The 20,467-nt window shown below is 70.4% G+C and carries 17 protein-coding genes, 1 tRNA gene and 1 pseudogene; 13 read left to right on the forward strand and 6 right to left on the reverse strand.

All coding sequences use genetic code 11. From position 1 onward, the window contains the following. Positions 1 to 168: 168 nt before the first annotated feature. A tRNA-Arg gene (locus AC3ET4_RS09210) sits at positions 169 to 240 on the forward strand. A gap of 56 nt (positions 241 to 296) precedes the next feature. Then, a complete protein-coding gene (locus AC3ET4_RS09215; protein ID WP_431947880.1) occupies positions 297 to 935 on the forward strand; it encodes a hypothetical protein in 639 nt (212 codons plus the stop codon). 264 nt (positions 936 to 1,199) lie between these two features. Here AC3ET4_RS09215 and AC3ET4_RS09220 read toward each other — a convergent pair. The 5 genes and pseudogenes from AC3ET4_RS09220 to AC3ET4_RS09240 all read right to left on the reverse strand — a co-directional run. Then, a pseudogene (locus AC3ET4_RS09220) lies at positions 1,200 to 2,195 on the reverse strand (recombinase family protein); the annotation flags it as partial. 31 nt (positions 2,196 to 2,226) lie between these two features. Continuing rightward, positions 2,227 to 2,361: a hypothetical protein gene (locus AC3ET4_RS09225; RefSeq protein WP_431947882.1), complete on the reverse strand. Its 135-nt coding sequence runs from the start codon at positions 2,359 to 2,361 to the stop codon at positions 2,227 to 2,229. A 258-nt stretch (positions 2,362 to 2,619) separates the two neighbouring features. Next, a complete protein-coding gene (locus AC3ET4_RS09230; RefSeq protein ID WP_431947884.1) occupies positions 2,620 to 3,579 on the reverse strand; it encodes a TRM11 family SAM-dependent methyltransferase in 960 nt (319 codons plus the stop codon). A 23-nt stretch (positions 3,580 to 3,602) separates the two neighbouring features. Further along, positions 3,603 to 3,929 carry a hypothetical protein gene (locus tag AC3ET4_RS09235; protein WP_431947886.1) on the reverse strand — a complete coding sequence of 109 codons (327 nt, stop codon included), beginning with the start codon at positions 3,927 to 3,929 and terminating at the stop codon, positions 3,603 to 3,605. Between the two features lie 563 nt (positions 3,930 to 4,492). Further along, positions 4,493 to 4,879, reverse strand: coding sequence for a hypothetical protein (locus AC3ET4_RS09240; protein WP_431947888.1), 387 nt, complete (start codon positions 4,877 to 4,879; stop codon positions 4,493 to 4,495). Between the two features lie 728 nt (positions 4,880 to 5,607). On the opposite strand from AC3ET4_RS09240, the gene AC3ET4_RS09245 reads away from it, so the two are divergent. From AC3ET4_RS09245 to AC3ET4_RS09295, 11 genes are all read left to right on the forward strand, one after another. Next, positions 5,608 to 7,536, forward strand: a complete 1,929-nt coding sequence (locus AC3ET4_RS09245) for an ATP-dependent nuclease (protein ID WP_431947890.1) — start codon at positions 5,608 to 5,610, stop codon at positions 7,534 to 7,536. A 695-nt stretch (positions 7,537 to 8,231) separates the two neighbouring features. Then, positions 8,232 to 8,990 (forward strand): hypothetical protein, encoded by a 759-nt coding sequence (locus AC3ET4_RS09250; protein WP_431947892.1) that lies wholly within the window; start codon positions 8,232 to 8,234, stop codon positions 8,988 to 8,990. A gap of 292 nt (positions 8,991 to 9,282) precedes the next feature. Next, a complete protein-coding gene (locus AC3ET4_RS09255; protein ID WP_431947894.1) occupies positions 9,283 to 9,633 on the forward strand; it encodes a pilin in 351 nt (116 codons plus the stop codon). Between the two features lie 305 nt (positions 9,634 to 9,938). Continuing rightward, a complete protein-coding gene (locus tag AC3ET4_RS09260; protein ID WP_431947896.1) occupies positions 9,939 to 11,285 on the forward strand; it encodes a TrbL/VirB6 family protein in 1,347 nt (448 codons plus the stop codon). A gap of 3 nt (positions 11,286 to 11,288) precedes the next feature. Beyond that, complete coding sequence (locus AC3ET4_RS09265) at positions 11,289 to 12,224, forward strand: PrgI family protein (RefSeq protein WP_431947898.1); 936 nt, start codon at positions 11,289 to 11,291, stop codon at positions 12,222 to 12,224. Beyond that, the gene (locus AC3ET4_RS09270; protein ID WP_431947900.1) at positions 12,221 to 14,056 is read left to right on the forward strand and encodes a VirB4 family type IV secretion system protein; all 1,836 of its coding nucleotides are present in this window, start codon (positions 12,221 to 12,223) and stop codon (positions 14,054 to 14,056) included. The genes AC3ET4_RS09265 and AC3ET4_RS09270 overlap by 4 nt, the downstream gene beginning before the upstream one ends. After that, positions 14,053 to 16,443 carry a DUF8128 domain-containing protein gene (locus AC3ET4_RS09275; protein WP_431947902.1) on the forward strand — a complete coding sequence of 797 codons (2,391 nt, stop codon included), beginning with the start codon at positions 14,053 to 14,055 and terminating at the stop codon, positions 16,441 to 16,443. The genes AC3ET4_RS09270 and AC3ET4_RS09275 overlap by 4 nt, the downstream gene beginning before the upstream one ends. A gap of 7 nt (positions 16,444 to 16,450) precedes the next feature. Beyond that, positions 16,451 to 17,449, forward strand: a complete 999-nt coding sequence (locus AC3ET4_RS09280) for a replication-relaxation family protein (protein ID WP_431947904.1) — start codon at positions 16,451 to 16,453, stop codon at positions 17,447 to 17,449. Between the two features lie 10 nt (positions 17,450 to 17,459). Then, positions 17,460 to 18,398, forward strand: coding sequence for a C40 family peptidase (locus tag AC3ET4_RS09285; protein WP_431947906.1), 939 nt, complete (start codon positions 17,460 to 17,462; stop codon positions 18,396 to 18,398). After that, positions 18,395 to 19,180 (forward strand): hypothetical protein, encoded by a 786-nt coding sequence (locus AC3ET4_RS09290; RefSeq protein WP_431947908.1) that lies wholly within the window; start codon positions 18,395 to 18,397, stop codon positions 19,178 to 19,180. Before AC3ET4_RS09285 ends, AC3ET4_RS09290 begins: the two co-directional genes overlap by 4 nt. 148 nt (positions 19,181 to 19,328) lie before the next feature. Beyond that, positions 19,329 to 20,024 carry a helix-turn-helix domain-containing protein gene (locus AC3ET4_RS09295; RefSeq protein ID WP_488175920.1) on the forward strand — a complete coding sequence of 232 codons (696 nt, stop codon included), beginning with the start codon at positions 19,329 to 19,331 and terminating at the stop codon, positions 20,022 to 20,024. A 232-nt stretch (positions 20,025 to 20,256) separates the two neighbouring features. Here the strand turns inward: AC3ET4_RS09295 and AC3ET4_RS09300 are convergent. Next, on the reverse strand, positions 20,257 to 20,467 hold a 211-nt coding region (locus AC3ET4_RS09300), incomplete at its 5' end, for a hypothetical protein (RefSeq protein ID WP_431947912.1).

A 20,467-nucleotide genomic window follows, 5' to 3' on the forward strand; every position in this document is an offset into this window, starting at 1 on the left:
GGGTGGGCTGTGCGGACCCTGCTCACCGGTTCCCTCCCCCTTCCCTGCCCCTTCTCTGGTCCCCTTCTCTGTCCCTCGCGCCACAACAGCCGCCGCCGGAAACCGTGTACACGGGCACCCCTCCTGGGCTGGTAAGGTTTCACCCGTCGCCGCCACAGCGGCCGACACGCCCCCGTAGCTCAGGGGATAGAGCAACGGCCTCCGGAGCCGTGTGCGCAGGTTCGAATCCTGCCGGGGGCACCCAGAACATGGGACCGAAGCTGGACATTATGTCCCGATTTCGGAATCTGGGTGCCATGATCGGGTACCGCTGCCTTGGCAGGGGTACCCGATTTTTTGTTCCCGCTGTCCAGCTCGCGGGTGATGGACGCCAGTTCGTCAACCAGGTGCGCCGGGATCGCCACCTGCAGGGTGAGCGTCTTCTCCGGCCGGTTGTAGCGCATCTCCAGCCCGAAGGCTTCATAGAGACGCCGCTGCTTCTCTTCGGGAAGCAGCGCCAGGTCCACGTCAAGAAGCGGAAGCATGTCCACCAGTGCGGAGTAGTCGGGCTGCGCCGCGGGCTCGGGCACGTCAAGCCGGGCGAGCTGCTCGGCCAGCGCTCTCCGTTGCGCACCCAGGGCCGCATGCTCCTTGCGGATGCCGTCCCGGTAGGCCCGCTCCGTCTCCGGGTCCGGCTCCTCACTGGGCTGCCCACCCCCACCTGCCGCTGCGCCGGCGTCGGCCAGTGCCCGGATCAGTCGGCCCTGGCGGTCCTCGATGGTGGCGATGCCCTGCTCCAAGGCGGTGCGCTCCCTCGCGATCCGCTCGGCCGGGCCGTCGGTGCGCCGGGAGGCTTCCAAGGCTGTACGAAGGTGGGCTCGGCGGTCAGGACCGAAGACTCGGGTGGCAAAGAAGCGGGCGACAGCTGTGAGAAGGATCTCTTCACGGATCCATAGGCTCTTCGGGTGGGCGGGAAACCAGGGTTGGTTTCGGTGCTCGTTCGGGTCGGGCTGGCAGGCGTAGTACGGGATCTCGTGACGGCTCTTGCCGAACATCCGCCGACCGCACAGATCGCATCGCACATAGGATCGCAGCACATAGGACCGGCGTGTCGCCGGGTGGCTGTTCCTGCCCGCGCCCGAACGCGAGCCCTGGCGCGCGGTCCGCATGACACAGACGGCGTCGAACAACTCGCGGGTCACGAGGGGCTCGTGGGTCGGAAGGGGCGACCACACCCACTCCGAGGAGTGGTTGTTGCGGCCGCCCTTCTTCGTCGCTCGTCGATTCCACACCTGATAGCCGGTGTACTTCGGATTTTTGAGGATCTCGCACACCGCGGACCCGCTCCATCGGCCGAGAGCGGCATCTGTACGGGTGGGCTCTGGAGGCGGATATGCGACCAGGTCGAGGTTGAGGCGATCCGCAATGCCGTCATAGCCGAGCTTGTCCAGCGCGCGAAGATGAAAGATCTCGGTGACCGCCGCAGCCCGGGCAGGGTCCGGAACGAGCCGGTGCTTGGTCCGGCCTTCGGCACGACGGGCCGGAACCGGGTGTGGGACTTTTTCCGCCAGGTAGCCGTAGGGCGGCTTCCCTGTGTTCCAACCCTGCTGTGTGTGCTCAATGAAGCCGTCCCAGGACAGCTCCAACATCTGCAGCACATACCACTCGGAAACGGCCTGCTTGACGCGTCGGGTGAGGGTGGGGGTGGCCCGTTTGGCTCTCGGACCGGTGACGATGGGCTCGTCCGCGGCGCAGAGGGCCACCCCTGCCTGCTCCAACTCGTACTCGATCTTGGTGCCGAAGTATGTGCGCCGGGCGACGCGTTCGATGGATTCGCAGATAACGGCCGCAAAACGGCGGTCTGGGCGCTCGGATTCGTCGAGGAGATCAGCGATGCCCCCATCACGCGGGATGGGGATGGCGAACTGCTGATGCGCCAGGGAACGGCCCCTTTGGTCCAGGTCCTTCCGACCGGACTCCACATCGTAGAAGTGAGCGACGATCACCCATCCCGGCGGAAGCGCGGCTCGCGCGTTACGAAGCTGGCGCGGGAGGGACAACGTGGGGTCCTGGGCGTCCTCTGTGGACGTACGGCCCAGCCATGCCACCGGCACGCTGACGGGTACAGCAGCGGTCTCCAGACCCGCTGCGGCGGACCAGGGCCGGTCGGGCAGCGACGTAGCCCAAGGTGGTTCACTTGGGGTGCGTTCCGGCATGCGTTGTCCCTCCACAAGTTGGGGAAGGAGCTCAGGCCCTGTCGGTGCCGGCCGTAGCGCCGCGATGGGCGTACAGCCACTCCAGCACCTCCCGGATGGCGTCGGCTTGACGCTGCGCCAGAGCCTGAGATTCCTCCCCACCGACGACGACGTACTCCACGGTCACTTGCACTCCCAGGCCTGGGTCTGACGATTTCCCGGGAATGCGGGTGGCCGAGCTCCATGGACGCTCCGGCTCGGGCACGTCGTCAAGGGCGCGGCCCGGCGCGCCGCCCCACGGCGGACATGGTGGGATGCCGCTCACTTCCGTTCGGGTTGCGGCGCCACGCACCGGATTGCGGAGCGTGACGCTTGGGCATCTGCGGCTGCTCGGCACGCATCAAGCAAAGCGGAGAGCGGACCGCTGCCAGCGGATCGCGGACCCTCATTGGCCGGCATCCTGGGCGCACGTGCGGGTGCGGCAGGCTGCGGCAGTTGAGGTAGTGGCCGACCGGGCCTTGCAGCGCCGCGTAGCTGCCCCGACGGTCTTTGCTGTGCAGTGGGTGCCGGCGTTGGGACGGCGAAAGATCAGGGTGTCTTCGTGGGCGATGAGGTGAAGCGGCAGCCCCTGGGCGCGGGCGTCGCGGAGGTTCTTCAGTTGGAAGAAGGACGGGCGGGTAATCAGGCGCCCGTCGCGGATGCCGGCGAGAAGGGCGACGCAGCGTTCGGTGGGGATGAGGCCTGCGGCTTCCCCGGCAGCCAGGACGGCCGTGGGAAGATCGACGAGCTCGCCGCGTTCGCGCCAGGGTCGAGCGGTGATCACGGCGGTGCCGCCGGGGCGGAGGGCGTGGCGGCACTGGGTGAGGATGGCGGTGAAGGCGTCCAGGAGTCGGTCGGTGCCAACGTGAGCGAGATTGGCCCGGTCGGTGCCGTAGCGGTGGTCGAACTTCTGGATCTTGGGGCGGCCGGTTTCACGGGTGGACCGGACCTGTCCGTGGACGGAGTTCCCGTACGGCGGTGATGTGACGACAAGAGCGACCTGGCCGTGCTGCTCCGCGGGGAGGAGGCGGAGCAGATCGCGGGCGTCGCCCTGGAAGACCCGGCCCATGCCGGGGGCCCCTTGGCGGGTGGCGTGCTGGAGGTTGCCAAGGGCGATACGGGCCCAGCGAGGCTCGTACTCCACGCCGACGGCGATGCGACCCAGGTGGGCGGCTTCGACGAGGGTCGTGCCGGTGCCGCACATCGGGTCCAGGACGAGGTCACCGGGGCGGGTGTAGTGGGTGACGGCGTGGGCGGCGATGGCGGGGAGCATCTTGGCGGGGTGCGCGGCGGTGTCGGGTAGGTACCGGCCGGAGCGCTGAACGCGGGCGCAGGTCTGCGCGGTCAGCCATACCGAGTCGGGCACGGGCGTACTCCTTCGCTGCCGGGTCAGTCGCGGATCTCAGGCGCGTGGAAGACGAGCAGGTCGGTGTGGAGGAGACGGTGCACGGCCTGCGAGTCGTCGGGGGCCGAGGCGGGAGCATCCGGGCCGGGGGTCAGGTAGTCGCCGGCCATGGCCGCGTGGACGACGATGATGTGCTGCAGGTACGTGAAGCCCGCCGTGCGGGCGCAGGCGATCAGAGCACCGCAGGGGTCGGCGAGGCGTCCGCTGCCGTGGTGCTGACGGGATGCGGTCAGCAGCAGGCCACCGCCACGCAGGAGGCGGTGCGCCCGGTGGAAGAAGCCCGGCCAACCCGCGTCGTCGTCCACCGTCACGCCGGCACCGTGGAAGTCGCGGCTTGGCGTAAGGAGTTCCGCAAGCAAGACCAATTTCGCTCCCCTCGCCGACGCGGAGGCGGATTTAGCGGGCATCTGGGTGCAGCAGGCGCGGGCGTCCATGCCGGGAGCAGTGTCACCCAGGGCAGCATGCAGCAGCCGACGCTGCGGGACTTCGGGCCGGTGAGGGTGGATGCAGAACTCCGTGCGAATTCGGTCCAGAGCCCACAACGGCAACGCCGCGGAAGGGTTCTGCTGCCCCGTGACCGGGGCAGACTGGAGGCCCTTGGGAAGCCAGATGCTGGCAGGGATCCGCTGACGGGGAATGGAGGCGCGGCGGGGGGTACGGGGTGCGGTCATCGCGTGCGCGCTGCGGCGAGCCCGTCATCGTGCTGACACCCAATAAGGAGAATTCCACCCGGGTCTGCGACACCTGCTCTTCAACTGCTGAGCCCCACCATCAGCAGCCCCGCGAACCGGGCCAGATTCAATTGTAGAGATGTTTTGCAGGGCGTCCGCCGACGCTGCACAGGAATGAGACGCCGTGGTGCCCCTCGCCCAGATTAGACTGCGGCTTCGCTAGGGTTGTCGTCCTCAAAGGAGCCGCCCCGCTCATAACCCGACACAGGAATGACCCGCCCGTCAGCGAGCGTCCTCGTGTGCCCGGCCACCTCGTGTTTGACGGGGGGTTTCCGTCGCTCGTCCACGACCGCAGAGTCGGCAGCCGAGTCAGTGCCCTCAGCACCCTCGGCGTACCCAGTGACGCTCTGTTCCTCGTCGGGCTGGAGGGCCAAAGCGACCACGACAACGACGACCGCGCCGCCGACGACTACCACCTTCGGCCAGTTCCTCTTGAGGAAGTTCTTAACCTTCCCGCCCAAGGGAGCGGCGTTCTGGCCGTCCTCGGGGACGGTCTGGCAATTGACCTCGGGGGGCTCGTCGGCGTTCACCCGAACAGATTTACCGGACGCATCCCCCACCTGTCAGGCAATGAGCTCTTTCAGCGTTGCTTCTCCAGGGTGAGGATGACTTTGACTGCTCACGACAGGCGGTTGGGGCTGCAGCGGGCGTGACGGAAGATGCGCCAGCGCCTGAGGGGTGGCCATGCCGCGTACGGCGGGATACCGGAGCCGGGCGTGCGCCCGGTTCAGCGATCTTGCCGGGGGTGAGCTCCTTGCGGGGCGGGCGTCGGGTCGGCTTGCCGGAGGTGCCGCCGGCGCCGAGGTCGGCCAGAGCTGGGAAGTCGAGGCGGAAGCAGGTGGCCACGATGTGACGGGTGCGGGCCGCGGTCAGGTCGTGGGTGCGGCCCGATAGAGCGCGGGAGATCCATACCATCTCGCCTCGCGGGTCGGTGGCCTGTCCGTATGCGTTCGCTGCGGGCGTCGTCCGCCGGGATGTTGAACGACATCGTCGCCAGCTTAGGACTCGGTGGGAGTACACGCACCGGGCCCCAGGAGCACGCGGTCGAACGGAAAGGCGGGCCCCAGTGTCAGTGCTCAGGACTACGCTTCTGCCACAGCTCAACACAGCCCCGGGCATGCCCGGGACGACGAGCGCCCGAGGTTCGTCCTGAATGGCGTCCAGGCCACATCTTCAGCATGTGGCCCCCCTTCGCGGGGGCCCGGTCATCGTCCCCACCTGCCCGAGGCCTCCTTCCAGAGGGGGATCTCGTCCGCGCATGAAGCTCACCAATGCTCAAATAACGAAGTATCGATCGGTGGAGGACTCGCAGCGGTTCGACATCGAACCCGACGTCACCGCCTTGGTCGGCAAGAACGAGTCGGGCAAGACCACGATCCTGCAAGCGCTTTACCGACTGAACCCCGTCGAAGAGTCGGCTCAGTTGGATGAGGTCATCGACTTCCCCGCACGGCTAACCCGAGAGCGCCGGAGGCTCCCCGAGGGGGAGCGGATCCCGGTGGTCACGGCCACCTTCCGCCTCGACGAGGACGAGGTCGCCGAGATCGAAGACGATCTGGGCAAGGGTGTCCTGCGGAGTCCCGAATTCACCGTCACGATCGGCTACCGAGCGGCCGGCCGCACTATCGCCTTCGACAAGGACGAGGCGTTGGTTGTCGAACACCTGCGCAGTCCGCTCGACCTGAGCGCTACCCAGGCGGATATTCTGAACGGCGCGGACACTGTGAAGGACCTCCTTGAGGCACTCGACTCTCTTGAGGATGCCCCGGCCGCAGCCCGGGAACTCGCCAACCGGATCCGCGGGTGGCGCGACCACAGCCTGGACTGCTACTTGATCGACGAGTACGCCTGGCCGCGCATGCCGAAGTTCGTCTACTTCGCGGACTACGACATCATGCCCGGCAAGGTGTCGATCCCGGATCTCATCCGGCGCAGGGACGGGAACACCTTGAAGCGGGGTGAGCAAGCGCTTCTGAGCCTCCTGAAGATGGCAAACGTCTCCCTTGACGACTTCCTGCACACCGATCGGCACGAACGTCTGATCCGCGAACTCGAGAACACGGGCAACGTCATCTCCGACGAGGTGTTCGATTACTGGTCCCAGAACCAGGAGCTGGCGGTCGAGCTGGAAGTGTTGCCTCCTGAGGAGGGAGCGCAACCACCGTTGAACGAGGCGCCGATCCTGCAGGTCCGGGTCAAGAACTTGCGGCACCGCGCTTCGGTCCCCTTCGACGATCGCTCCCGCGGCTTCGTCTGGTTCTTCTCGTTCCTCGCCTTCTTCGACGAGTTGGAGGAGGCCGAGGACAACAACCTGGTCCTGCTGCTCGACGAACCCGGCCTATCCCTCCACGGCCGCGCCCAGGAGGATCTGCTGCGACTCATCGACGAGCGGCTGGCACCCGATCATCAAATCCTCTACACCACGCACTCACCGTTCATGGTCTCATCCGATCAGTTCCACCGCGTTCGCACCGTCATCGACCAGGACAAGGTCGGCACGAAGGTTTCTGGGGAGATCTTCAAAGCGGACGAGGACACCGCGTTTCCGTTGCTCACTGCCATGGGTATCGAGATGACTCAGACCCTGTTCATCGGCGAGGACACCCTCCTGCTAGAGGGACCCAGCGACCTGATCTATCTGGACGTCCTGACCGACCTGCTGGAGTCCCAGGGCTCGACCGGCCTTGACCCGCGCTGGGTGAAGACGCCCATCGGCGGGGCCGGCAAGCTGTCCACGTTCGTCACGCTCCTAGGCGCGAACAAGCTCAACGTCGCGGTCCTCATCGACTCGAGCACGAAGGACGTCGGGGCCATCCATCGGCTTCGCGACAATGGCCAACTCAGCAAGAACGGCCTGGTCCAGGTGAGCGAGTTCACGGGGTCCGCCGACGCTGACATCGAGGACCTCTTCGATCAAAGCTTTTACCTCGAACTTGTGAACGCGTCCTACAGCCAGCAACTGCCCCAACCGATCACAACGCCGGACCTTAACGTCAGGGACCCGCGGATCGTCCGTCAGATCGAAGCGTTCTTTAAGAAGAACGGCATCGCGAACGGCAAGTTCAACCATTACAAGCCCGCCGCCTACCTGCTGCGCGAGCAAGCAACCCTACTTTCCAAGATCGATCCTGCAACCGCCTCGCGCGCCGAGCAGCTGTTCAGCAGGCTCAACGCCCTCCTCTCCTGACGGGCCGAACGAAAACGGCGGGTTCCCGATTTTTGGGGACCCGCCGCTTTGCCTTGCCAGAAAGCCACTCGCACGGGTGATCGCACCACACCTGTTGTGCGGGAGGTGATCAGCTGATCAGGACCTCCCGCACAACGGGGGAAGCTCAGTGGGCGGGATCCGACTGCACCTGGCCGGACGGGCAGGCGCATGCGACGCAGCCTTGGTCAGCGCTGTATGTGCTCTGGGGGCAACAGGTCTCGGACAGCTCGGATACGAGTCGGCCGCACATAAATCGATGGCGTCCCTTCTCGTGGTGTAGCCGATCAAGCTGGCGGAATTCCCAGGTCGCGGCCCGAATTTCCCCGGAAAAAGGCCCTGTTGGGGCTCTGTGAGCCGGGACCAGCGGCGATCGTCAGACGGCCTGCGGCAGCACGCATCGGACCGCTCCGAAGCGGAAGCGCCATTGCGTGATCGGCTACACCACGGCGGGGGACACGACCCATAAATCTGCGAGTTTTTTCTGGCCAAATCGGGATCAGATTAGCCATACCGATGCTGCAGGTAGGTGGCGGGTCCGACAGCCGAGGGCCGGCGGCCATGGTCGGTGGCTGGCAGGGGGGCGGTCGGTAGGTGCCCTCGGGATGGGCGGTGGGTGGCAGGGGTGTTTGGCGCGATGGCGGCGTCCGATTCGACGCCGACGGCGAGGAGCCGCAATGCGCCGCACTGTCCGTTCCGTTCGTATGACTTCCCCGTCTCCGCTGGAGGATGTGGATGCCGCCTTCCTGAAGTTGGCTTCCGCTCCCTGGCCCGTGCGCCTGCCTGCCCACCTGTTCACCGACCGGTCCGACGCGCTGGATCTGCCCGTGGATCAGGCCCGGGCGCGGCTGGCGCACCCGAGTACGCCGCCGCAGGTTCGGGCGCGGGTGTGGGGGGAGGTTGTGCGGCGGGCGCGTCGGGATGGGGAGCCGTGGTCGACGGTGGCGGTCGGGTTGATCGTGCCGGGGTTGCGGAGGTCTTTGTCTCGGCTGCCGCGGTTGCCGGAGGTCGACTGGGCGGAGCTGGAGCAGGAGGTGCTGGTGGCTGTCGCCGGTGAGCTTGCCGTCGTGGAGGTGGACGACCCGCAGATCGCGCTGCAGCTGGTGCGCGCCGGTGACCGGGTGGCGCACCGGCTGGTGTATGCCGCGCGTCAGTCGCGCCGGAGCCCCGTGGTGCCGCTGGAGGAGTCGACGGAAGGTACGCCGTGCCTGCCGCCGACGGGTGGGATCGCCCATGCCTACGCCAAGCTTCGGCGGGCGGTGGATGCCGGTGTGCTCGACGAGGACGAGGTGGAGTTGATCGCCCGCACCCGCCTGGACGGAGTGCGCATGCCGGTGTGTGCGCAAGAGGCGGGCGTCAGCGCCCGTCAGCTGTATCGCAGGCGCGCTGATGCCGAGCGGCGTTTGCTGAATGCGCTGCGCAACCGTCTCCTGTGAGTGGCCGGGAGCGTCCGCGGTGTCGCGTGCGCCGTCCGGATTCTCCTTAACCGGATGAGGGCACCTCGGGCGCTGCTCGAGGTGCTTCTCGCTGAAGGTGCTCCGGGCCCGGGCACGTCGTCTCGTGCTGACACCCGAGCCGCCTGGCGCCACCGCGCGCTGCCGCCCTGAGGAGGTGACGCGTTGTGGCGGGCCGGCCCGGGACCGGAGCCCTTCAGCTCATGTCCGTCTCGTGGTGCGGGCCGCCTCGTGGTGTCGCGGCCTGGTTCGGCCCGGCTTCGGAGGTGCCCAGGTGCCTGTTCGCCGCTGTCTGTCGCGTCCCTTGGTCCGCCACGTGTTGCGGGCCGTGGCCATCGGCTGCTGCTTTGCCCTCTTCGTGCTCGTGCCGGCGTGTCCGGCGTGGGCGGTGGCCACCTTCCCGCAGGTGATCAACAACTGCCGCAACTGGATCATGGGAATCGCCGGTGGCACGGCCACGCTGTTCCTGACGGTGGGCGGCCTGCGCTATGTGATGGCCGGTGGCGATCCCGGCGAGGTCGAGGCGGCCAAGCGCGCGCTGCGGTCGGCCGCCCTCGGCTATGGCATCACCGCGATGGCGCCGATCATCTCCGCGGTCGTCCAGTCGATCGTGGGCGCCGGATGACCGGCCCGCGAGCCCGGTCCCGCACGGTCGGGTGGGGCGGGGTGGTGCTGTTGGCGGTACTGCTCGTTCCCGCCGGGGCGGGTGCGGCTTCGGCCGTGGTGTCGTCGCGGGTGGCGGCTCCGGCTGATCCGGTGCCCGCTCCGAGCCCGGGGCCGCGGCCCGTCCCGGAGCCCAGCCCTGCCGAGCCGCCGCCGGTCGATCCGGGGCCGGCGGTCGGTGAGCAGCCGGGCGGGGGCGTGCTGCCGCCGGCCGACTCGGACGGCGACGGGTCGTCGGGATGGCTGGGGTTCCTCAACATCCCCGGCTTGATCGCCAAGGCGCTGACCGCGTTCCTCGGTGTGCTGATCGAGCAGGCGCAGAAGCCGGTCCTGGAGGCGCTGGGCAGCACGGTGTTGTCCACGCCGGATGTGGCGGCCAATGCGGAGTTGGTGAAGTTATGGACTGCGGCGCTCGGGGCCACGGGCGCGGCGTATGTGCTGTTCGTGCTGGCCGGTGGTGTGACGGTCATGGGGTACGAGAGCGTGCAGACCCGGTACGCGCTCAAGCAGATCGCTCCGCGGCTGCTCCTCGGCATGGTCGGGTCGGCGGGTTCGCTGATGGTGATGAGCAAGTCCATCGCGCTGGCGAACGCGGGGTCGGTGGCCATCATGGGCCGGGGCGTGGACAGCAAGGGTGTCGCCCAGCAGTTGGCGAATGCCGTCACGAGGCGCTTCGTCACCGGGGATCAGACGTATCTGCTGGTGCTTCAGTTGCTGTTGCTCGTCTTGATGTTCGGGGTGCTGATCGGTTACGTGCTGCGGGTCGCGCTGATCTACGTGCTCGCGGTCGCCGCGCCGCCTGCGCTGGCCTGTTACAGCCTTCCGGCCGCCGATGGGGTGGCGAGGTTGTGGTGGCGGGCGTTCCTCGGGTGCCTTGCGATGCAGTTGGCGCAGTCCACGACGTTCATCGTGGGCCTGCGGTTGTTCTTCGCGCCCGGCAACACGATGGACGGCTTGGGCTTGCCCCGTACGTCGAGGCTGGGAAACCTGCTGGCCGGGCTGTGCTTGTTCTGGATTCTGTGGAAGATCCCCGGCTGGACCGCGCGAGTCGTCTTCCGCTCCACCCCGGTCAGTCTGCCGGGCACGCCGATGCCGCTGCGCATGCTGCGCTCGCTCGCGATCGCCTACGTGATGCGCGGCGCGTTCCGCGGCGCCGGGCGCCTCGGCCGCCCGCAGGCGGGTGGCCGGCCGGGGCCGTCACCCGGACCGGCAACGCGGCCTGGGCCTCCGCCGTCCCCGGGCGGTCGGCCTCCAGGCGGCTGTCCCGACCCGGGTGGCGGGTACTCTCCGCCTCTCGGAGGCGGAGGCGGTCCACAGGGCGGTCCGGCGAATCCAGGGGCCGGAACTGGTCCCTCCGGTCCCGCTCCTCGGCCCCGACCAACCGAGTCGGGCGGCGCGGGCAGCCCTTCGTCAGGGCCGGGGCCGTCCTCAAGCGGCGGCTCCAGCCCGCCCGTACAACGGGTCGAGCGCCCGCAGCCGCAAGGGCCGCGGGTGCGGCACCGGCAGACCGTTCTCCCCATTCCCGTACGGCGCGTACCGGCACGGTCGCCGCGTCCCGCCCAGTTGCGGCTGCCGTTGGAGACGCCGCCCGTCCGTCGCGATCGTGAGAGGTGAGCCATGTCCCAGGCGGATGACGAGGGCCTGACCGCTGCGCGTATCCCGGCCGACATCGAGCGCGAGGACCAGGTCCTTGGCCCGCTGACCGCCCGGCAGGCCGCGATCCTGGCCGTCGCCGCCCTGGTGCTGTGGCTCGGATACGTGGCGGGCCGGTCGTGGATCTCCCCACTCGCCTACGTCGCCTTGGTCGCGCCGGTCGCCGTGGTGGTCGCGGCCGTCGTGCTCGGGCGCCGCGACGGCGTGAGCATGGACCGCTTCCTCCTCGCGGCGGTCGCCTTCCGGCGGATGCCGAAGCGGCAGGTCCACGCTCCCGAAGGCGTGCCGGCTCTGCCCGCCGTGCTTCCGCCGTCCTGGGCTTCCGCGGCCGGAGCGCCCCCTGTACCGCTGGTCTTGCCGTGCCGGGAGGTGTCGGACGGTGGGGTGCTCGATCTCGGGCGGGAAGGGCAGGCGGCCCTGGCGGTGTGCGGGACCGTCAACTTCGACCTGCGCACCGGGGCCGAGCAGCAGGCCCTGACCGGTTCCTTCGCCCGGTGGCTGAACTCGCTGACCGGCCCCGTACAGATTCTGGTCCGAGCCCATCGACTGGATGTGGATCCGCTGGTCACGGCCCTTTCTGCCAGTGCCGGGTCATTGCCGCACCCCGCCCTGGAGCAGGCTGCGCTCGCGCACGCCGGCTTCCTGCACGCCCTGGCCGGTAAGCGGGACCTGCTCACCCGGCAGGTGCTGCTCGTCGCCCGTGAGCCGGCAATGCCCGGCCCTGGCCGCTCGGGCGGCGCCGGCCCCCGTGCCCGGCAGCGGCTGGCCGAGGCCGCCCGGGCCCTCGGCGCCGCCGAGATCCCGGTCACGGCGCTCGACGGTGCCGGCGTCGTGCGGGCGATCACCGCCACCGACGCCGCCGGTGCCACGCGATCGCCGACCGTGGGAGGAGCCCGATGACGTTCACCCGTCGCCTGCGCGGGCAGGCCCGTTCCCAAAACCGTGACGTCGTGTCCGCAGGAGAGTTGCTGACCGGTGCCGGTCCGGAGGCCGTGGAGGTCCACTCCCGGTTCGTGGCCGTGGGCGGTCACCTGGCGACCACCCTCATCGTCACGGGGTATCCGGCCGAGGTCATGCCCGGCTGGCTGGACCCGCTGCTGACGTACCCAGGGCGGCTGGATGTGGCCCTGCACATCGAGCCGGTCCCGAATCCGGTCGCGGCTGCGTCGCTGCGCAAGCAGCGAGCCCGGCTGGAGTCCACCCGCCGGGCCGGCTACGACCGGGGCCGTCTCGACGACCCGGACACCGAGGCCGCGGCCGCCGACGCCGCCGATCTCGCCTACCGGGTCGCCCGCGGCGAGGGCCGGCTCTTCCGCGTCGGCCTGTACCTGACCGTCCACGCCGACAGTGAGGAGCAGCTCGCCGAGGAGGTCGCCGCCGTGCGGGCGATCGCCGAGTCCTTGCTGGTCACGAGCGTTCCTGCCACCTACCGGTCACTTGCGGGATGGTTGGCGACCACGCCATTCGGGCTGGACACGCTGCGAGTGCGGCGGACGTTCGACACGACCGCGCTGGCCGCGTGCTTCCCGTTCTCCTCCCCCGACCTGCCCGCCGAGCAGGCGGCCGCTCCGGGCGGGGTGCTGTACGGGGTGAACAACGCCAGCTCCTCGCTGCTGCTGTGGGACCGGTTCGCGCAGGACAACTACAACTCCGTCACCTTGGCCCGCTCGGGATCCGGCAAGTCGTATCTGACAAAGCTGGAGATGCTGCGGCAGCTCTACACCGGCACCGACGTGGCGGTGATCGACCCGGAGGACGAGTACGTACGTCTGGCCGAGTCGGTCGGCGGCACGGTCATCCGCCTCGGCGGCGCCCACGTGCGGCTCAACCCCTTCGACCTGCCCACCGAGGAGTCCGGGGATGCGCTGACCCGGCGCGCGTTGTTCCTGCACACATTCCTGGCGGTGCTGGTCGGCGGCGACTTCTCCCCGGCCGAGCGCGCCGCACTGGACCGCGCAGTGCTCGCTGCCTACCGGACGGCCGGGATCACGGCGGACCCGCGGACCTGGCCCCGCCCCGCCCCGCTGCTCGCCGACCTGGCCGCGGCCCTGTCCGAGGACGAGTCCGCCGAGGGGCCGGCGCTGGCGGCCCGCCTGGAGCCCTTCACCACCGGCACTCACAAGCAGCTCTTCGACGGCCCCACCACGACCCGCCCCGTCGGTCACCTGGTCGTCTTCGCGCTCCGAGACCTGCCGGAAGAGGTCAGGACCGCCGGGATGCTGCTCACCCTGGACGCCGTCTGGCGCCGGGTCACCGACAGCCGCGCCGACCGCCGACGGCGCCTGGTCGTGGTGGACGAGGCCTGGCTGCTGATGCGGGAGAGCCACGGGGCCAGGTTCCTGTTCCGGATGGCGAAGGCGGCCCGCAAGCACTGGGCCGGTCTCGCCGTCGTCACCCAGGACGCCGAAGACGTGCTGGCCGGGGACCTCGGACGCGCCATCATCGCGAACTCCGCCACCCAGATCCTCATGCGGCAGGCCCCGCAGGCCCTGGACCAGGTCGCCGAAGCCTTCCACCTCTCCCGCGGCGAGAAGCAGTTCCTGCTGACCGCGCCGCGCGGCTGCGCCCTGCTCCTTTCCGGACGCACGAAGATCGCCTTCACCCCGGTCGCCTCGCCCGAGGAACACCGGCTCGTCACCACCGACCCTGCCGAACTCGCCACTGACCACGCCGGCGCCGAGGATCCACCGGACCCGTACGCGCCCCCAACGCCGACTGGGAGCACCCGGTGAACGGCGAGCAGCCCGGCGGACCGCTCGCCCGCTACCTCACCAACCCCGCGGACGTACTGGCCGACCTGACAGGCAGCGCCGCCGGTTTCCTGCTGCAGACCTGGCCGCTTCTGGCCCCAGGTGCCGCCCTGACCGGCGGCGGGCTACTGCTCGGACGCGCCGGCCTGCGGATGCGCCGCAACCGGGCGTTCGCCGCCGGCGCGCAGTGCGTGACGATCCTCGCCCCGCCCTCCGTTCCCACGGCGGGCGGCGAAGTGCTGTGGGCGCAGCTCGCCGGGCTGCTGCGCCCTTGGTGGCGGCGCCTCGGCTCCGGGCAGCCGCACCTGGGATTCGAGTACGTGTGGACCTCCGCCGGGATGACGGTCCGGTTGTGGCTGCCCGGCAGTGTCCCCACCGCCCTCGTGCGCCGCGCGGTCGAAGCCGCCTGGCCCGGCGCCCACACCACCCTCGCCCCGGCCGAGCCGCCGCTTCCCGCCGGACACGAGTGCACCGGCGGTGTGCTGCGTCTGGCCCGGCCCGAGGTGCTGCCGCTGCGCACCGACCACGACGCCGATCCGCTGCGGGCCCTGCTGCAGGCCGCCACCGGTATGAGCGAGACCGAGACCGCTGTCGTGCAGCTCCTCGTCCGTCCCGCCACCGGCTCCCGCCTGCGGAAGGCCAAGCGATCCGCTCGCCGCCTCAAATCCGGTGCCGCGCCGGGCCGGTTCGGCGCCCTGTTCGACCTGCTCACCCATAGCCCGCAGCGCGGTCCCGCCCCGGTGCTCGATCCGGCGCACGGAGCCGAGGTCCGCCAGAGCGTGGGCAAACTCTCCGGCCCACAGTGGGAGACCGTCATCCGCTACGGCACCGCCGTCGCCCCCGAGACCGAAGGATCCACGGACCGGGTGCGGGGCCGGGCCCACGCGCTGGCATCCGCGTTCGCCCTGTACGCGGCCCGGAACTGGCTTGCCCGCCGCCGCCTGCACCGCCCCGCCGCCCGCCTGGCCGGACGCGGGTTCCCTCGTCGCGGCGACCTGCTGTCCGTACCCGAACTCGCCGCGCTCGCCCACCTGCCCACCGACCCGGACGCCCCGGGCCTCGCCCGCGCGGGAGCCCGCTCCGTCCTTCCCCCGCCCCCGATCCTTCAGCCCGGCCCGGGGGTGAAACCGCTCGGCCATGCCGACACCGGCAGCCGCCGACCCGTGGGCCTCGCCGTCCCCGACGCCCGGCATCACCTGCACCTGATGGGCGCCACCGGCTCCGGCAAGTCCACCCTGATCGGCAACCTCGTCCTGGACGACGTCCGCGCCGGCCGCGGCGCCATCGTCATCGACCCCAAGGGCGACCTCGTCACCGACCTCCTCCACCGCCTCCCCGCCGCGTGCGCCGACCGCCTCGTGCTGATCGACCCGGACGACCACCACACCCCGCCCTGCCTCAACGTCCTGGAAGGGCAGGACATCGACGTCGTCGTCGACAACATCACCGGCATCTTCCGGCGGATCTTCACCGCCTTCTGGGGTCCCCGCACCGACGACGTGATGCGCGCCGCCTGCCTGACCCTGCTCCGCCACGCGGAGCGCACGAACCGCATCGTCACACTCGCGGACGTCCCCCGCCTCCTCGGCGAGCCCGCCTACCGGCTGCGCATGGTCCCCACCGTCAAGGACCCCGTCCTGCGCGGCTTCTGGACCTGGTACGAGTCACTGTCCGATCCATCCCGGGCCGCCGTCGTCGGCCCCGTGATGAACAAACTCCGCGCCTTCCTGCTGCGCTCCTTCGCCCGGCAGGCCATCGCCTCCAGCGAGTCCACCTTCCACCTCGCCGACATCCTGGACGGCGGCATCCTCCTGGCCCGCCTGCCCAAAGGCGCCCTCGGCGAGGAAACGGCCCGGCTGCTGGGCTCGTTCATCGTCGCGAAAACCTGGCAGGCCGCCTCCGCCCGCACCCGCACCCCCGAACAGCAGCGCATCGACGCCTCCCTCTACGTCGACGAATGCCACAACTTCCTCACCCTGCCGTATCCACTGGAGGACATGCTCGCCGAGGCCCGCGGCTACCGGCTCTCCCTCCACCTGGCGCACCAGCACCTCGCCCAGCTCCCTCGCGACCTGCGCGAAGGCATCTCCGCCAACGCCCGCAACAAGATCTTCTTCAACGCATCCCCGGAAGACGCCGGCGCCCTGGAGCGCCACACGCTGCCCACCCTGGCGGCCCACGACCTCGCCCACCTCGGCCCCTACCAGGCAGCAGCACACCTTCTCGCCGGCGGCGCCGAAACCGCCGCCTTCACCCTCACCACCCGCCCCCTTCCCCCGTCAGTGCCCGGCCGCGCCACCGCGCTGCGCGCCGCAGCCGCCGCCCGCGTCGGCGGCACCACCAGCCACTCCACACACCTGCCCATGTGAGGACTTCGTGACAGCCGACAACCTGGCCTACACCCCACGCGCCGCAACCCGGCGCCGCCGCCCCGCCCTGCCCGCCCGCTCCCGCATCGACCTGGCCGCCCTGTCCGCCCGGCTCACCGCACGCGACCTGTGGCTGGCCGAGATGTGCCACGAGCACACCGTCCTGACCTCCCACCACATCGCCGCCCTCGCCTTCACCAGCCACCGCTCCGCGAACCGGCGCCTGCGCACCCTGTACTTCCTCGGTCTCCTCGACGCCTTCCGGCCCCTTCGGCACAGCGGTTCCGCCCCCGAGCACTACACCCTCGGCCGCGCCGGCGCCGAGATCCTCGCCGCCTCCCGCGGCAGCGACGTCAAAGCCCTCGACTGGCGCAAGGACGCCTGCGCCCGCATCGCGTTCTCCCCCACCCTCGGCCACACCCTCGGCGTCAACACCCTCCTGACCGCCCTCGCCACCGCCCGCCCGCCCGGACACGCCTTGCCCGTATGGCTGTCCGAACGCTCAGCCGCGCGCCTGTGGGGCGACTGGATCCGGCCCGACGCCTATGGCCACTACCGCGACGGCGACAGCGATGCCCCCGTGCCGTTCTTCCTCGAGTACGACACCGGCACCGAACCACTGGCCCGCGTCGAAGCCAAACTCCCCGGCTACGCCGCCCTGGCCACCACCACCGGAACCCGCAGCGCACTCCTCATCCACACCTCGACGGCCCGCCGCGAGGCCTCCCTGCGCGCCCGCCTCGCCGACACCGCCACACGCCTCGGCCTCCCCGTCGCCACAGCCTGCGCCGACTACCTCCCCGACGCCGGCCCCGCAGGACCCGTCTGGCTCCCCCTCACCACCGGCGGCCGACGCCAACTCCTATCCCGACTCGCCCACACCTGGCCCGACCTCACCCCGGCCCTCACCGACGACGCCCTCACCCCCACACTCGCCCCGGCGGGCCGAACCGCCTTCCCCTGGCAGCCCGTCCCACCCCTGCCGCCCACCGGCCACCCGGGCTGACCCGACTGTCATGGGATCCCCCGCAGCAGCGGCAGCCGGCATCGCGGTCGGCCTGCTCGTCCTCATCCTCGCCTGCACCGCCGCCCTCGCCGGCCTCCTCACCGGCGCATCCCCCTCGGCCGCTCCCAGCCGGCACGCACTCACCGACATCCCGGCGCGCATGCTCACCCTCTACCAGCAGGCCGCCCCCGAATGCCCCGGGCTGCCCTGGACCGTGCTCGCGGCCATCGGCAAGGTCGAGAGCGACCACGGCCGCCACCCCACCATGACCTCCAGCGCCGGCGCCGTCGGACCGATGCAGTTCCTCCCGGCGACCTTCGCCGCCTACGCCCACCCGGTCCCGCCAGGCGGCCGCAACCCGCCCACCCCATGGGACCCGGTCGACGCCGTCCACGCCGCCGCCCGCCTGCTGTGCGCCAACGGTGCCCGGAACGGACGCAACCTGCACCGCTCCATCTGGCACTACAACCACTCCGACACCTACGTCGACCACGTCCTCGCCACCGCCCGCCGATACTCAGCCGCCGAACCGGCACCGACCGGCGCCGCGAGCAAAGCCGTCGCGTTCGCGCGCGCCCAACTCGGCACCCCCTACCGCTGGGGCGGCGACGGCCCCACCGAGGGCGGCTTCGACTGCTCCGGCCTCACCAAAGCCGCCTACGCCGCCGCCGGCGTCCACCTGCCCCGAGTCGCCCAGGACCAGTACAACGCCGGACCCCGCGTCCCACCGGGCGCGCCACTCCTCCCGGGCGACCTGGTGTTCTTCGGCACCGACCCCCGGCACATCACCCACGTCGGCATCTACACCGGCGCGGGCCGCATGCTCCACGCACCCCGCCCCGGCACCACCGTCCGCGAAGAGCCCTACCGCCTGTCCGGCAGCCGCTACCAGGACGCCACCCGCCCCAGCGCCGAAAGCGCCAACAGGCAGCGGGCGGCCAGCCCGTGAGCGCCCCCGGCGGCCCGGACACCGACGGCGTCCTCGTCTTCCTCACCCGCTCCCTTGCCGCCGTCGCCGTCCTCGCCCTGCTGTTCACCGCGGTGAACGTCACCCTCTTCGCCACCGACCACGGCGTTCCCTGGCCAATCGCACTGCTCCTGGACCCCATGGTCGCGCTCGCGCTGGCCGCGGTGCTCCTCGCCGACGCCCGGCTCACCACCTGGGGACTGCACCCGCCCGGCTGGTCCACCGCACTTCGATGGTTCACCGGGTGCACCGCCACCCTGATGAACACCTGGACCTCGCTCTGGCCCGACGGCCACGTCGGCTGGCCCCGCCACGCGGACCCGGCCGGCGTGCTCCTGCACGCAGTCCCACCAGTGCTCCTCATCCTGCTCACCGAAACGGTCGCCGCCTACCGCCGCGCCCTCGCGGACCACGCCACGCGCGCACCTCGCGGCGCCGTACCGCGCACCCGCCCATCTGCACCCGCGGCTGATCCGCACCCGCGCCCAGCCGCCCCCGCACCCGAACCGGAACCGCCCCGGCCCACGGACTCCGACCTGTTCTCCCGCGCACTGGACCTGGACACGGCGCACCTGGCTCACACCGGACGCCCCCTCAGCATCCGCGCACTGCGCCAGCACCTGCACCTCGGCCAACCTCGGGCTCGTGATCTCCGCATGCGCCTGGACGCCCACCACGCCCGCGACCACGACGCACCCGCACCCGCACCCGCACCCGCACCCGCACCCGACATCGTTCCTGGTCGGGAGCACCGACCCGCTTGACTTACCGCCCGTACAGAGCGTCCATGGTGGTCCGCCCGCGGAACCAGCGCAGCGCACGCGCCACGGGCACCCGCGACCACCCCGTCGCACCCCGGCCGGGGACCCCCATCACGCATCCGCACCACTCATGGGAGGCCCCACCATGTCCATGAACCAGACGCCTACACCCGCCGATCCCGCGACCCTGACCGGCGCACGCGCCGCCGTCTGGACCGCACTGAAAACCCACCCCGGCGAAACCGTCGCCGCCCTCGCAGCGGCCGCCGCCATCGGCCGCTCGACCGCAGGAAAGGCCCTCGTCACCCTCGAACAAGACGGCCTCACCCGCCGCGACCCCGGCGAAACCGTCAACGGCCACCGAACTCCCGACCGTTGGCACCCCGCCCCGCCCGCACCCGCCAGTGCCGCCACGACGCTCACTGACCCCGACACGGCCAACGAACCCCCGGCGGGGACAGCGCCGAGCGACGACCCGGCGGTCCCCATGCCGGAGAACCACCCCGCCAACGTGACTGCCAAGACGACGTCACCGAGCGAGACACCCTCGCCGGAGACCGTAGAGGGGCCACCCACCACGCTCGAACCGCAGCGTCCGATCCTGACCACCGTCGCGGGCGGAAAGAAGCGACTCGCCCCCGGCTCCCTGCGCCAGCTGGTCACCGACCACCTGCGCGCCCACCCCGGACAGGCCTTCACCGCAACCGCCATCAGCCGAAGGATCGACAAAAGCTCCGGAGCCATCGCCAACGCTCTGGACAGGCTGGTCGCACAGGGCATCGCTGAACAAGTGACCGCCAAGCCCCGTACCTACAGGCTGAACTCTGCCTTCGAGGCAGACGAGTAGGCGGACAACCCGGTGGGCGGACACCTCGCACAGATGTCCGCCCACCGGGCCAGCTGCACACGATCGAGGGGCGGTCCCAGGAAGACCGCCCCTGACGGGCACAGCTCACTGCACTTACCGCGCAGCCTTCTGATCAAGCAAAACGCCGAAGCCCTACTGCAGCACTGAAGGCGATCGTGGTTGAGGTTCCGCAGCTCCAGCGAGCTGGCCCCACGTCCTCCACAACAAGCAATCAAGCCGTTCGGGGCGGCTGCCACTTACGAAAAAACCGGACGTTCTCGGCGCCAGAGTCGAGTCGCTCCAGCAGCGGCTCGCTTTCGACACCGAACTCTTCGAGGCTGAGGCGAATCTTCATCGCCTGACCCTTGCTCATGCGGAGCTTGCCGGGCCGGAGGACCTCCCGCAGCGCCCTGTCAAGATCGATCTCTCCGCCGTCGACGCGG

Source organism: Actinacidiphila sp. bgisy167 (genome assembly GCF_057707665.1).